Genomic DNA, 13,753 nt, shown 5'->3' on the forward strand with positions numbered 1-13,753 from the left:
TATAGAAATCGAATTCGACCTTTAGTGCTTAAAAATCAAAAAGATGCAATATAAAATTCCTTAACTTAATGACATTGCGCTCGCGCTAGCGGGGGAATTATGCAAATTATTTGAACGATTTTTTGTACAAATTATCTAACATAGAGAAAGGAGGTATTAGACAGTTTGACGTCCCAGCGCTTTGCGAGGTTGCGGACTAAATAAGCCTTAACTTTTAGGTTATTACTGAACTTTATTGATATGCCAAAACTTTGAATTAATCACTTACCCCGCAATCTTGCAAAACGCTTGTTATACCACGTTATACAAAAAAGTGAACTCCATAATTTATGAAATTCACTCTTTATTATAAGTTAAAATTCAGATTTAATCATTCAAAGTACATTTTGTGCAAGAACCAGCATCACAATATTTTGCACCCATAAATGATTTTTTTACACAACCAGAACCACTACTACAACTGCAAGTAACAGCTGCATCATCAATTTCAGAAATACCTAATTCTGTTGAAAAAGAATTTGATTTTACTGGAACCATTATTTCATTACCAAATAAATTAACTTTTGAAAATGAATAACCCGCAGGTGGATTTTTGTTTTCAGTAATAAAACTTGGTATATTTTTATCATAAATTACAGAATAAAATTCCAAAAGTGCTTTTTTAACTTCTGTTTTATTTAAAAAATGCTCTGAAATACTTTTAGAAATAATTTTGTTTTTCGATGAAGTTAAAAGACTTTTTGATTCAGATACAAAACTAACCCCCATATTATAATCAATTATTCCAAGAATTTTAATATTTTGTTTTGTTCCAATTCTAGCTGTTGACATCGTGCATGTTGTACAACCACTATTCATTACACAATAATATTCACCTTGAGCTTTTACAGGAGAACAACCTGAACCTTTTGTGAATGAACATGTAACACTTACATCAGAAATTTCAGCGATTGCTCGATGACCTGAATTACCATTTGAGTCTAATTCTGAAATTAAAAAGTAAAAATCTTTTGGCAAACGTATTTCAAAGTTATCTTCGGATTTTTTAAAAACTTTGCTACCTTCAGGAAATGGAATGCCTTCAGTTCCAGAATTTATAATATCTGCAATTCTTTTTGCATCTTTACTTGAGTCAAGTGTTTCTACTTTTATCTCATTTTCTTCATTGGAACAGCCAATAAAAAGAATAGATAATGCCATAATGATTACTAGATTTGTAAAATATTTTTTCATTTTTTATATAGTTTAAATTATTACTTTTAAAAGTATAAAATTTATTTTATTTGTTCGCAAGTAATTAAATTATAATTACTTGCGAAAATTCGGAAAGATTTTTTATCTTTTTTTCATAACGTTATTCAATAATGTGGTATAACGTCCCGCTAGTAGGCGATGGTCGGGCTAAATAAAGCTATTATTTCGGATAATCACTATTTTTTCAAGTACAAAACCAACTTCAAATTAAGCCTAATTCCCGACTATTGCTTACTAGCTGTTAGCGGTAGTGCTTAGTTCTCTTTAAATTCTATTCCGTTAAATTTCGCCCCATTTTTTGTCATGTAACCTTCATATTTTTTTTTATCTAAAACATCTTTAATATCACCATTTTCTCCAACTTCAACTATTGGTGGGCAATCACTACATTTATATTCAACAGCAACAAAACTCAATTTATTTCCATTCTTTTTAACCGCTCCTTTGTAACGATACATTTCACCAGTTTTTTTGAAAGCTGATTTTTCATCTGTTGTTATCGAAACTGAATTTCGTTCAACTATTATGCTATCATTTTTAAAAGTTAAATTTGTTTGAAAGTGCTGGTTTGCAGCATCAAAATATTCATCTTCCTCAAGTCCCGATAATGTTTTTCCATTGAGCGAGTTATTTTGACAAGACGATAAAACTAAACATAAAAAAGTCAAAATAATTTGGTGTGTTTTTTCCATAATAGTGTTTTTGCGTTATTTTTTCAGAGCATTACCGCTAACTTGTATATAGGCGATACAAACTTTCGCATATACACCCATATATGGGTAGATTGGCGAAGGTTTCTTTCGCTTTATTAATTTCCAAATATGTAAATAATTCTTTACAAATCATCAAATGCGTTTTTTATTTATTGTACGTTTTTTTGTAAACGTGTATTTGATCGCTACTCTTTTATGTATCGCAAAATCACTAGCCCCGACAGCAGCGGAAAGCCTATGCCGGTTGAAAAACATTTTTTTCTGGTGGTGGCAGAGCAACCAAAGGAAGCTACTGACAGCGGCTAGAAAAAGGGTTTGAAACCAAATAGCTTGCAGCGTAGGGCGGGAATGGCTCCTGAAATAAATTAAGAACAAAAAAAATTCCCCAACTACTTTCGTAATTGAAGAATTTAATTTTGAGGAATTTAAACGGTTTTTAGTTCACGATAACCCATTGTCCTGAAGCGATTAAGCTCTCGGCTTTTTTGTATTTCATTTCCTGCGTTTGTCCGTTGGCCACGTTCTGAATCGTAACAGTATCATTGCGATTAATTTTTGGCATATCTCTCACGATAGTTTCGGTAACTTGGCGTTGTTGCGTTTGTCCCGCTTCACGATTTTGTGTTGCTAATTCATCAGAATTCAGCACCTCGTCTTTGCTCAATTGAAAGTCTTCTTTCTGACGTACTTCTTTTGCCTCCTGAATTTGTTGGTTTTCTTGAGCCGGTAAATCGCCTTTGAACAAGAACGAAATTACTTCTTTATTGACATTGTCAATCATAGCTCTAAACAAATTGAAAGCCTCGAGTTTGTAAATTAGCAATGGATCTTTTTGTTCGTGAACCGCAAGTTGTACCGATTGTTTCAACTCATCCATTTTGCGCAAGTGTTTTTTCCAAGCTTCATCAACAATAGATAATGTAATATTTTTTTCAAAATCAGCAACAAGTTGAGCTCCCTCAGTTTCGTAGGCTTTTTTCAAATCAGTAACTACATTCAACGATTTGATTCCATCTGTAAATGGAACAACAATGCGTTCAAATTGGTTGTTTTTGTCTTCGTAAACATTTTTTATAATAGGAAATGCTTCTCTGGCGCTTCGTACTGTTTTTTCGGTGTAATATTCTAATGTAGCTTTGTATACTTTGCCAGTTAATTCCATTTCGCTGAGTTTTATGAACTCACTTTCAGTAACCGGTGATGTAATAGAGAAATAACGAATTAACTCAAACTCAAAGTTTTTGAAATTGTTAGTCGCTTTGTTTTGATCAATAATGAGTTCGCAGGTGTCATACAGCATGTTGGCAATATCCAATTTCAATCGCTCTCCAAACAAGGCATGACGACGGCGTTTGTACACTACTTCACGTTGCGCATTCATGACATCATCATATTCCAATAAACGCTTCCGAACACCAAAGTTGTTTTCTTCTACCTTTTTCTGAGCACGTTCGATAGATTTGGTCATCATAGAATGCTGAATCACTTCGCCTTCCTGTAATCCCATTCTGTCCATCACTTTTGCTACTCTTTCAGAACCAAATAAACGCATTAGGTTGTCTTCAAGAGAAACATAAAACTGAGAACTTCCTGGATCTCCTTGACGTCCTGCACGACCACGTAACTGACGGTCAACACGACGCGAATCATGACGTTCTGTTCCTACAATTGCTAATCCACCAGCGGCTTTTACTTCAGCAGATAATTTAATATCGGTACCACGACCCGCCATGTTTGTTGCAATAGTTACCACACCCGGTTTTCCAGCTTCTTCAACAATTTGCGCTTCTTGTTTGTGCATTTTTGCATTCAAGACATTGTGTGCAACACCTCTCATTTTCAACATTCGGCTTAACAATTCTGAAATCTCTACTGAAGTTGTGCCAATAAGAACCGGTCTCCCTGCTTTAGATAATTCTGAAACGTCTTCGATTACGGCATTGAATTTTTCACGAGTAGTTTTATAAATAAAATCTTCTTTATCTTTTCTGGCCATTGGTCTGTTCGTAGGAATTTCTACCACGTCCAGTTTGTATATTTGCCACAACTCACCTGCTTCAGTAGAGGCTGTTCCTGTCATTCCTCCCAGTTTGTTGTACATTCTGAAGTAATTCTGTAATGTAACTGTTGCAAATGTTTGTGTTGCTGCTTCAATTTTTACATTTTCTTTGGCTTCAATGGCTTGGTGTAAACCGTCAGAATACCGACGACCGTCCATGATACGTCCCGTTTGCTCATCAACAATCATGATTTTGTTGTCCATGATTACATATTCTACATCTTTTTCGAATAAAGCGTATGCTTTCAAAAGTTGTGTCAGGGTGTGGATGCGCTCACTTTTGATTCCGAAATCTTGGAATAATTTTTCCTTCTCTTCCGCTTCTGCATCTTTATCCAGTTTTCTTTTTTCGATAGCGGCAATTTCGGTTCCAATGTCCGGAAGTACAAAAAAGTCAGAATCAGTATCTCCGGAAAGGAATTGGATACCATTGTCAGACAGTTCTACCTGATTGTTTTTTTCTTCAATAACAAAATACAATGCCTCATCAATCTTGTGCATTTCTCTTTTGTTATCCTGCATGTATTGATTTTCGGTTTTTTGAAGCAATTGTCTAATTCCTTCTTCACTCAAAAATTTAATCAATGCTTTATTTTTTGGTAATGCTCGGTAGGCTCTTAACAATTGGAATCCACCTTCTTTAGTGTTTCCTTCTTTTATTAATTTTTTAGCTTCAGATAGGAAGCCGTTTGCCAATTGACGTTGTAAACTAACCAAATTTTCAATTTTTGGTTTCAATTCGTTAAACTCATGGCGATCTCCCTGAGGAACTGGACCTGAGATAATTAATGGTGTTCTTGCATCATCAATCAAAACAGAATCGACTTCATCGACAATCGCATAATTGTGTTTTCTTTGCACTAAATCTTCTGGAGAATGTGCCATATTATCTCTCAAGTAGTCAAAACCAAACTCATTATTGGTTCCGTACGTGATATCAGCATCGTATGCTTTTTTTCGTCCTTCTGAGCTTGGCTGATAATTGTCAATACATTCTACTGACATACCATGAAATTCAAATAAAGGTGCTTTCCATGTACTATCTCTTTTTGCCAAATAATCGTTGACAGTCACTAGATGTACTCCGTTTCCTGTCAATGCATTTAAGTAAAGCGGCAAAGTTGCCACTAATGTTTTTCCTTCACCTGTTTGCATTTCAGCTACTTTTCCTTCATGTAAAACCATTCCGCCAATTAATTGTACGTCATAGTGAATCATGTCCCAAGTAATTTCTTTACCCGCAGCACTCCAAGAATTTGCCCAGATCGCAGTGTCTCCATCTAGAGTTATATAGCTTTTTGTTGCCGAAAGTTCACGGTCTTTTGCAGTGGCAGTTACAATTACTTGTGTACTGTCTTTGAAACGTCTAGCCGTTTCTTTGACTACAGCAAAAGCTTCCGGAAGAATTTCTAACAACGTTTTTTCCGAAATATCATAAGCCTCTTTTTCCAGCGCATCAATAGCGACGTAAATATCCTCTCGTTTGTCGATATCTTCAATACTTTCAACTTCTACTTTCAGAGCACTAATTTTAGCATCTTTTTCAGAACGGTCTTGTTTTATTTTTTCTTTGAAAAATGCAGTACGCGCTCTAAGCTCATCATTAGATAATGCCATTAGAGGAGTTTCAAAAGTTTTAATTTTGTTAAGATACGGCTGTAAAGCTTTCACATCTTTTTGAGATTTATCCCCAACAAAGACTTTGATAATACTATTTATAAAACTCATAATATGTTTTTATTTCTGTTTGTGTAATTCTGTAAATTTAAACAAAAAAAAAGCCTCTTTAGAGACTTTTTCTTGGTTTACTTTTTAATATTCATCCTCATTCCAAAGATAATCTTCGTCTGTAGGATAATCTGGCCAAATTTCTTCCATTGATTCATATATCTCGCCTTCATCTTCTATAGACTGAAGGTTTTCTACTACTTCTAATGGAGCTCCAGCTCTAATAGCGTAGTCAATAAGTTCGTCTTTGTTAGCAGGCCACGGTGCATCACTTAGATAGGATGCTAATTCTAATGTCCAATACATCTTGTTGTCTGTTTAGTTTTGTGCAAAAATAAATTTTTTACTGAAAAAGACAAGTAAAAAATCATTTATTTTAATAAAAAGTTAAGAACGTTTTTTTTGTTTTAAATTTTGCGGTTAAAAAGTTTGCATTTTTTCACCATAAATACAACTGAAAAAGACCTTAAATGCTGCAAATTATTTTCTAGGAATCCATTGAACTTCCGTAGCTTTCAGATCATGAGACAACTTTCGTGCCAACACAAAAAGGTAGTCAGAAAGTCGGTTCAGGTACTTTATTGCGATTTCTGCAACCGGTTCGTTGTGGCTTAAATGAACTGCTAAACGCTCCGCTCTACGGCATACGCAACGTGCTATATGACAATATGACACGGTTGTATGTCCTCCAGGAAGTACGAAATGAGTCATGGGTGGTAATGCTTCTTCCATGCTGTCAATTTCATTTTCCAACAGTTCAATATCTGATTCAATTATTCCGAGTTTTTTCAAACGAAGTTCGCCGTTTTTCAGTACTTCTTTTTCCGGTGGCGTTGCTAATATAGCGCCTACTGTAAACAAACGATCCTGAATCTCGATTAGAATTTCTTTGTAATGGGAATTCATCTCCTGATCTCGGATTAGTCCAATGTAAGAATTCAATTCGTCTACCGTACCATAACTTTCTATTCGTGCATGATCCTTTGGGACTCTGGTTCCGCCAAAAAGTGCCGTGGTTCCTTTATCACCAGTCTTTGTATATACTTTCATCCAAGGTTTGTGTTAATTTATAATTTGTTTGTTGGAAACAAATTTACTGTATTAATTCCACTATTGCCGTAACAAATCGTTCCAGTGAACCTTCACTTAAATTGAAATATAAATCAGGTTCAATGCATTCAATTTCCATTAAATAAAGTTCATTATCAATCAGTATCCCATCTACCCTGGCGTACAGTAAGTTCTCTTGAAAAGTATCAACAACTTTTTGTGCTTTTTCAATCAATTCTGAACTGGGATGTACCAAATTATAGATACCACCAAATAGGGACTGTACTCTAAAATCTCCATCTACCGGCTTTTTGTTAACCGCATGAGAGAATTTTTTATTGAAAAAGATAAATGAAGTTTCACCTAGAGTTTGAATCTCCGGCATAAATTCCTGTAACAGCAATTCTTTCTCTGCAGCTATGGTCGCATATTTCTGGTTTATTTCTTCACTATCTGATGTTTCAAAAACTTCAGTGAGATACGATCCTGCCGAAAATGCAGGTTTTATGACTGCTTTTTTCCAATGGGAAGGTAGGTGTTCAGCTAGATTCAGAGTGTCTGTTTTGTCAATAAATACGGTTGGTAATATTGTGATTCCTTGCTTTTGCATTTCACGCAAATAAAACTTGTGTATGTTTTGTTTGATTATTTCAATCGGGTTAAGTGTTTTGATACCCAGTTTTTCTATTTGGTGGAGCCAAATATTAAATTCGGTTTCTTTTTCGAAATAATCCCAAGTATTGCGAAAAATTAGGAAATCAAAATCAGCCCAGTTAATGGTTTTGTCACTCCAAATCACCGCTTTGGCGTTAATATTATGTTTGGCTAGTGCAGGAATTATTTTTTGATCTTCAGGATTTAAATCGGGAAGTTTTTGGCAGGTTAGTATGGCGATATTCATTTTAGGTACTAGTTTTTATTTGGGGTTTAAAAGATATTTGTAAGTGAGATTTTTTAGCCCGGATAGAAGCGGTATCCTGTTTCTTTTTTCTTTTTAAAAAAGAAAGAGATACAAGCGTATAGCCGGAAAAAGCTCCTAAAAAAAATTATTTGGTCGTATCGCTTTCAATAATTCCGTCACGCAAACGTATAATTCGATGCGCATACGCGGCAATTTCTTCTTCGTGCGTTACTAAAATAACGGTGTTCCCATTGGTATGGATGTCTCCAAAAAGTTTCATGATTTCAAGAGAGGTTTTGCTGTCTAAATTTCCTGTAGGTTCATCCGCTAAAATGATGGACGGCTTATTGACCAAGGCACGTGCAATTGCCACCCGCTGGCGTTGACCTCCTGAAAGTTGGTTGGGTTGGTGATCCATTCTGTCAGCAAGATTTACTTGTTCTAAAACTTCCGTGGCGCGTTTATTTCTATCAGATTTAGAGAAACCGGCATAAATCATGGGTAAAGCTACATTGTCTAGTGCGGTTGTTCTGGGTAAAAGATTGAAAGTTTGGAAAACAAATCCTATTTCTTTATTGCGAATTTCGGCTAATTCATCATCTTTCATCTGGCTGACATCCTTCCCATTCAGGATGTAACTGCCAGAAGTTGGCGTGTCTAAGCAACCTAATAAATTCATTAAGGTAGATTTTCCGGATCCTGAAGGTCCCATTAATGCTACGTATTCGCCTTTATTTATTTCTAAATCAATGCCTTTGAGAACATATACAATTTCATTTCCAAGCACAAAATCTCGTTTGATATTGGTTATTTTGATTAGCGGGTTTGCCATTAGAATGTATGATTTTTTGACCTTCGACGGTGCGTAGGGTGCTATTAAATTAGATTTTAAAAGTACAAAAGACTTTTGAATTATTAATAAGTAGATGTTTTTTAAATTTGTTACATTTTGAGCTTAGATTTATGCGGTCAGATAATTTTTTATTAATGAAGTACTTGCGTTTATTTCTATTTTCTTGGTAAATGTATTTTTTAATACGTTAAATCATTCTATTAAATTTTATGTTATTATAGTATAAATTTGTATAATTTACACTTTATTGGTATTTATTTCATAATTATTTTAATTATTTATAACATTTTTTGGTTATAATTGATAATATAATAATATTACTTTTTTTTGTTAAAAGTATTAATCAAATCAAGAAGTTATGAAAAGTACAAAAATGGTGTTAGGAATAGCGGTAGTCGCTTTAGGATTTGCCTCCTGTAAAGATGAAAAAACAGAGCAAGCGGAGAAAATAGTGGATTCTTATGTGATGTATGTGGATTCATTAGGGAATGTTTCTTCCGAGAATGCTAAAGCAAACTGGCAAGGAATTGAAGCTACGTATCAATTAAAAAGTGGTAATGCAAAGGCAGCATTGGCAAATATGAAAGACAATGCGGAGGCGCAGAAATACCTTGATGAAGCAAATGCTAAATACGAGGCTTTGAAAGCAAAATACGAAGCCGAAATAGAGGCTCAAGATAAAGCCGCCGCTGCTGCAAACCCAAAACAACAAATGAGGAATGCTTTATTTGGTGAAGGGAAAGTGGGTGAGGATATGAGTTTTGTCTGGGTGGATAAAGACAATGTTCTTAGCGTGTACCAGCAATTTGTAGATGCAGTTGAAACGAACAAAGATAAGTATTCTCGTGAAGACTGGGACGAAATCAAATTGATGTATGAAGCATTGGACAGTAGAAAAAATACAGTTGAAAAAGAAGGACTTTCAGTGGATGATAACAGAAAAATTTCGGGTTTAAAATTAAAATTTGCACCAATTTATACGCTAAACAGAATGGGAGCAAAATCTGGAGAAATGAAAAAAGCTAAAGAATAAAAAGTAGTTATTCGATATTGAAAATGGCAGTCAGCAATGGCTGTCACTTTTTTTAGGTTCGAATCACAAAATGTTCTTTTGGTTGTTCTCTCCTAAAAAATACCAATCCCCACTGAAATGTGTCAATTGTTACCGTTACTTTGGGATGGTTTTTTATAATTTCCCAAGCTTGTTCCATTTCTGGCGACCAGTGAATGTCATCGAATATCCAAAGGGTTTCGTTCGTAATGGTAGGAAGTAATACTTCAAAATAGTCTAATGTTGCTTTCTTGGAGTGATTGCCGTCGAAGTAAATTAGGTTATGGGTTTTAGGCTTTAGGCTTTCGGTTTGTAAATAAGTACTGAACTCTGTTGTTTCGGAACATATAGTATTGAAATTGAATTTTTTAAATTGCAATTGAGCTTGTCTAGCGGTTTCAGGACAACCTTCTAAAGTGATTATTTGGGCTTTTAAATTCCCTAAAGCTAGGGCAGAAGTCGCCAATCCCAATGAAGTTCCAATTTCTAAAATAGAGTCCGGTTGAAAATAATTGGTGATTCTAAAAAGTAATTCAGCTCGCTTGGGAGAAATCCCTGCTGTTTTGGCAATCTTGGCAATAACTCTGGAATTCGATTTAAACACTTTGGAACCCGCACCAAAATCAGTGACTTCAATGGTATTATTGTTTGCTAAAAGCGAGTTTCTATATTCTCTTAAAATCGTATATTCCGGTTTTGATTTTTTATCATAAAAGCATCTCGTCAATAAAGTAAACACAAATGGCGAATGCACCGCATGCTCATTTTTTGAGTGCCAAAGGAATTGTAAATACGATTTGATTTGAAACAGCATGGAACTTTTTTGTTACACAGAGATTCTCAAAGAGAAAACACGAAGATACACTGAGTTTTTCAATTTTGTGAATCTTTGCGGTTGCTTCGTGCATCTTGGTGAAAGAACATTGTGGGTGCGAAGATAGTAAGATAATAGTCGAAAGTCAAAATACAATTCTATCATCTTTGCGCTTCGACTTCCGACTGTATTGCTTCGAAACATTACGACTTTAAAAAGGCTATATTTGCAGCCTTGGAATTTACACAAGAATAATATCCATTTTTTTTTACGATGATGATTGAACAAATAGAACATAAAACTACGATAAGCTCTGAAGAAATTGACCGCTGCATCGCTATTTTAGCACAATTGAATACGGATACGGATCAAATATTTGATATTCCAAAAGAGCAACGCACCGCTTTAATCAAAGCGGCAGGTATGTTTTCCAGACCCGATCGTGACGAGCTTTCCCGGAGAAAAAAAGACGGTAAAGTGGCTGCTAAACGCAAAATGGAAAAACGAGACCGAACCGCCCGTAAGGTAACCGGAATCCGCCATGCGCGTGAAGCAAGTGTTTTTATGGCGCCAAAACTTTTGGCTTACAATGATCTTGTGAACAAAGAACAATTGGAACTGGAAACTCCACGAAACTGTTACGTGTGTAAAACGGAGTTTACTAAAATGCACCATTTTTACGATACAATGTGTACCGATTGTGGCGATTTTAATTATGCCAAACGTTTTCAAACCGCAGATGTAAATGGGCAAGTTGCCGTTATCACAGGTTCTCGTCTAAAAATTGGATATCACATTACGTTGATGTTATTGCGTGGTGGAGCAACCGTTATTGCAACAACTCGCTTTCCGGTGGATTCCGCATTGCGTTTTTCTAAGGAAGACGATTTCATGGATTGGGGACATCGTTTGAAAATTCACGGATTGGATTTGCGACACATTCCAAGTGTAGAGATTTTCTGCAATTTTATAGAGCAAAAATACGATCGTTTGGATATTCTGATTAATAATGCGGCGCAAACGGTGAGGCGTCCTGCGGGATTTTATACGCATCTAATGGAAAATGAGGAGCGTTCTATCGCTTCTTTGCCGCAACAGACACAAGAATTATTGCTGGATCATACCAATTGTTTGGATGAATTAAAAGTGTTGACAGCAGGGGCTTCCTCCAATCAGAATATGCCGGTGACTTGGCACGGACCAGAACCTGGAATTGGGTTGCGGGCTTCCGCTAAATTGTCTCAAATTCCGTATTCGTTTGATAATGCTTTGGTGGCAAATGAAGTTTTCCCGGAAGGGGAACTTGATGCCGATTTACAGCAAGTCGATTTGAGAAAAACCAACAGCTGGCGTTTACGTTTGGGACAAATAGAAACCACAGAAATGATCGAAGTGCAACTGGTGAATTCCGTGGCGCCTTTTGTATTATGTAACCGCCTTTCAGAAGTGATGAAGAAAGAGAACACTGGGAAAAAGCACATCATTAATGTGTCGGCGATGGAAGGGAAGTTTCATCGCTTTTTCAAAGAAGACCGTCATCCACATACCAATATGGCCAAAGCTGCTTTGAATATGCTGACACATACTTCCTCAGGAACTTTAGCAAAAGACGGCATTTTTATGAATGCGGTTGATACCGGCTGGGTAACCGACGAAGATCCTGCAGAATTAGCCAAAAGAAAACAGGAAGAAGAGGATTTTCAACCGCCATTAGATATTGTGGATGGAGCAGCACGAGTGATGGATCCGTTGTTTGACGGTATTAATACAGGAAAACATTGGTGCGGGAAGTTTTTGAAAGATTACAATCCGATTCCTTGGTAGAAATCCCCCTAACCCCCGAAGGGGGAATTAAAAAAGGATATAGAATAAAACAACCACAGTAGAATTGGATTTTGCTGTGGTTGTTTTGTCACTACTATTGTGAGCGCAAAGTCAGAGACATTTGCGCAGCATAATTTTGGTAGGGAATATAAATCTGGATGTGCCACAATGAAAGATGGAAGTAATATAGATTTATCAAATGTTGAAGCTTTGTGGAACTTCTTATTACTAGAATAACACCCACATTAATTTAAAACTAAATATTAATAATTGCTTGTTATCTATTAAACCAACTTTTTTGCTCCTCTGTAAAAACGCATAAATCGTTTTGTAATAAGTAATTTAGTCCGTCATAATTAAGTTGTTCCCAGTAATCCATATTTTTAAAAAAATGTTCCGTGCCTCCTCTATGATTTAGTTGATTAAGCATTGCTGTTCGTACAAGCTTATTTATAATTTTTAATAATTTAGGCTGATTGTTTTTTAATTTTTCTGAAACTTCTTTAAAGTCTTTTATACACGCTTCTAAAGTCTTGTTATATCTTTCTTTCTCTTCTAAACTCTTAAATTTGTACATTTATTTTTTGTTTAAATTTTCTTCTTCTGCTATAATGTCAATTGCAAACCATAATTTGCTCCATTGTGGCTTCATTTTGTAATGCCTTATTTAAAACATATGGGCTTCTTCTTGAGTACTTTAAATTCTTTAGATCTATCAATAAAATAACTTTCAATTTCATTAATGGAACTTAAAATATCATAAAGCCATGTTTTAATATTATTGTCCATAAATCAGTTGTTTATTTTGATTTATAGTTTTTCTAAAATAAGGATTTTTAATTGCTTTTTCTTCAAGCAAATCAATTTCTCTTTTTAATATCGTTTCTAGTGAAAATTTTAAATCATAATAATTATCTGCATAATCTAAGACATCTAACGGTTGAAATTCAACGATTAAGTCAATGTCACTTTCCGTATTGAATTTTTCAGTTAAAACAGAACCAAAAGCATACAATGACTTAACATTATGCGTTTTGCATAATTTTGTTATATCAGCGTTATGGCTTTCTATTGGATTCATGGTTTATATAGTTTAATTCAAAAATACGTAAAATAATTCATTTACGGGAATTTTGACTATTCGAATTCCTATTTGATTTATTAAATGGTTCAGTGTTGTGGGCGCAAAGTCAGAGACATTTGCGCAGCATAATCAAGAACTATTGTATGCTTTGAAGAGCGGGCTGCTAAAAAAATAAGGAAAAAATCTGAAATTATATTTAAACCAGACTTTTTTTCAGGGTAATAAAATACTTAGAGCCTGTTTAGATGAGCTAGGAAGGGAACTTTTGATTTTTATTAAAACTTTCGGATAGCTGTGAAAATAAAACTACAAAGCATCAAATGGACTTTTTATTAATTCTAATATTTCTTACTAATTTGTAATCACTGTTTTTCCTAAAAAACAAAACCCCAACATTTCTAGCGTTACCGCTAAAAGTGTTG

12 protein-coding genes are annotated in these 13,753 nt (G+C 35.0%); 2 read left to right on the top strand and 10 right to left on the bottom strand.

Annotated features, from left to right (window positions below; translation table 11 throughout):
* Positions 1-366: 366 nt before the first annotated feature.
* The 7 genes from EKM03_RS03895 to EKM03_RS03925 all read right to left on the bottom strand — a co-directional run bounded on the left by EKM03_RS03895 (position 367) and on the right by EKM03_RS03925 (position 8,537).
* Positions 367-1,233 (bottom strand): hypothetical protein, encoded by an 867-nt coding sequence (locus tag EKM03_RS03895; protein WP_126561935.1) that lies wholly within the window; start codon positions 1,231-1,233, stop codon positions 367-369.
* A gap of 275 nt (positions 1,234-1,508) precedes the next feature.
* On the bottom strand, positions 1,509-1,946 hold the full coding sequence (locus EKM03_RS03900) for a hypothetical protein (RefSeq protein ID WP_126739905.1): 438 nt from the start codon (positions 1,944-1,946) through the stop codon (positions 1,509-1,511).
* Between the two features lie 457 nt (positions 1,947-2,403).
* The gene (secA, locus tag EKM03_RS03905; RefSeq protein ID WP_126576894.1) at positions 2,404-5,754 is read right to left on the bottom strand and encodes a preprotein translocase subunit SecA; all 3,351 of its coding nucleotides are present in this window, start codon (positions 5,752-5,754) and stop codon (positions 2,404-2,406) included.
* An 84-nt stretch (positions 5,755-5,838) separates the two neighbouring features.
* Positions 5,839-6,060 (bottom strand): DUF2795 domain-containing protein, encoded by a 222-nt coding sequence (locus EKM03_RS03910; protein WP_007138072.1) that lies wholly within the window; start codon positions 6,058-6,060, stop codon positions 5,839-5,841.
* 174 nt (positions 6,061-6,234) lie between these two features.
* Positions 6,235-6,804 (bottom strand): cob(I)yrinic acid a,c-diamide adenosyltransferase, encoded by a 570-nt coding sequence (locus EKM03_RS03915; protein WP_126739906.1) that lies wholly within the window; start codon positions 6,802-6,804, stop codon positions 6,235-6,237.
* 43 nt (positions 6,805-6,847) lie between these two features.
* Positions 6,848-7,705, bottom strand: a complete 858-nt coding sequence (locus EKM03_RS03920) for a RimK family alpha-L-glutamate ligase (protein WP_126554355.1) — start codon at positions 7,703-7,705, stop codon at positions 6,848-6,850.
* 145 nt (positions 7,706-7,850) lie between these two features.
* Positions 7,851-8,537, bottom strand: a complete 687-nt coding sequence (locus EKM03_RS03925) for an ABC transporter ATP-binding protein (RefSeq protein WP_126455103.1) — start codon at positions 8,535-8,537, stop codon at positions 7,851-7,853.
* 379 nt (positions 8,538-8,916) lie between these two features.
* Here EKM03_RS03925 and EKM03_RS03930 point away from each other — a divergent pair, with 379 nt between their 5' ends.
* Complete coding sequence (locus tag EKM03_RS03930) at positions 8,917-9,591, top strand: DUF6565 domain-containing protein (protein WP_126561931.1); 675 nt, start codon at positions 8,917-8,919, stop codon at positions 9,589-9,591.
* Between the two features lie 52 nt (positions 9,592-9,643).
* Here the strand turns inward: EKM03_RS03930 and EKM03_RS03935 are convergent, their stop codons facing one another.
* The gene (locus EKM03_RS03935; protein ID WP_126739907.1) at positions 9,644-10,423 is read right to left on the bottom strand and encodes an O-methyltransferase; all 780 of its coding nucleotides are present in this window, start codon (positions 10,421-10,423) and stop codon (positions 9,644-9,646) included.
* A 273-nt stretch (positions 10,424-10,696) separates the two neighbouring features.
* Between EKM03_RS03935 and EKM03_RS03940 the strand changes: the two genes are divergently transcribed.
* The gene (locus EKM03_RS03940; protein ID WP_126739908.1) at positions 10,697-12,247 is read left to right on the top strand and encodes an SDR family NAD(P)-dependent oxidoreductase; all 1,551 of its coding nucleotides are present in this window, start codon (positions 10,697-10,699) and stop codon (positions 12,245-12,247) included.
* 277 nt (positions 12,248-12,524) lie between these two features.
* On the opposite strand, the gene EKM03_RS03945 is transcribed toward EKM03_RS03940, so the two are convergent.
* Together EKM03_RS03945 and EKM03_RS03950 are read right to left on the bottom strand one after the other, a co-directional pair.
* Positions 12,525-12,824: a hypothetical protein gene (locus EKM03_RS03945; protein WP_126739909.1), complete on the bottom strand. Its 300-nt coding sequence runs from the start codon at positions 12,822-12,824 to the stop codon at positions 12,525-12,527.
* A gap of 201 nt (positions 12,825-13,025) precedes the next feature.
* A complete protein-coding gene (locus tag EKM03_RS03950; protein ID WP_126739910.1) occupies positions 13,026-13,328 on the bottom strand; it encodes a nucleotidyltransferase family protein in 303 nt (100 codons plus the stop codon).
* Between the last annotated feature and the right edge of the window lie 425 nt (positions 13,329-13,753).

The sequence above is a fragment of the Flavobacterium sp. GSP6 genome (genome assembly GCF_003984855.1).
In the GTDB taxonomy this organism is placed as follows: domain Bacteria; phylum Bacteroidota; class Bacteroidia; order Flavobacteriales; family Flavobacteriaceae; genus Flavobacterium.

What these genes read in the sequence shown, in the direction of transcription:
- EKM03_RS03895 (WP_126561935.1), bottom strand. Translation starts at nt 1,233, where the DNA reads ATGAAAAAATATTTTACAAATCTAGTAATCATTATGGCATTATCTATT.
- EKM03_RS03900 (WP_126739905.1), bottom strand. Translation starts at nt 1,946, where the DNA reads ATGGAAAAAACACACCAAATTATTTTGACTTTTTTATGTTTAGTTTTA.
- secA (WP_126576894.1), bottom strand. Translation starts at nt 5,754, where the DNA reads ATGAGTTTTATAAATAGTATTATCAAAGTCTTTGTTGGGGATAAATCT.
- EKM03_RS03910 (WP_007138072.1), bottom strand. Translation starts at nt 6,060, where the DNA reads ATGTATTGGACATTAGAATTAGCATCCTATCTAAGTGATGCACCGTGG.
- EKM03_RS03915 (WP_126739906.1), bottom strand. Translation starts at nt 6,804, where the DNA reads ATGAAAGTATATACAAAGACTGGTGATAAAGGAACCACGGCACTTTTT.
- EKM03_RS03920 (WP_126554355.1), bottom strand. Translation starts at nt 7,705, where the DNA reads ATGAATATCGCCATACTAACCTGCCAAAAACTTCCCGATTTAAATCCT.
- EKM03_RS03925 (WP_126455103.1), bottom strand. Translation starts at nt 8,537, where the DNA reads ATGGCAAACCCGCTAATCAAAATAACCAATATCAAACGAGATTTTGTG.
- EKM03_RS03930 (WP_126561931.1), top strand. Translation starts at nt 8,917, where the DNA reads ATGAAAAGTACAAAAATGGTGTTAGGAATAGCGGTAGTCGCTTTAGGA.
- EKM03_RS03935 (WP_126739907.1), bottom strand. Translation starts at nt 10,423, where the DNA reads ATGCTGTTTCAAATCAAATCGTATTTACAATTCCTTTGGCACTCAAAA.
- EKM03_RS03940 (WP_126739908.1), top strand. Translation starts at nt 10,697, where the DNA reads ATGATGATTGAACAAATAGAACATAAAACTACGATAAGCTCTGAAGAA.
- EKM03_RS03945 (WP_126739909.1), bottom strand. Translation starts at nt 12,824, where the DNA reads ATGTACAAATTTAAGAGTTTAGAAGAGAAAGAAAGATATAACAAGACT.
- EKM03_RS03950 (WP_126739910.1), bottom strand. Translation starts at nt 13,328, where the DNA reads ATGAATCCAATAGAAAGCCATAACGCTGATATAACAAAATTATGCAAA.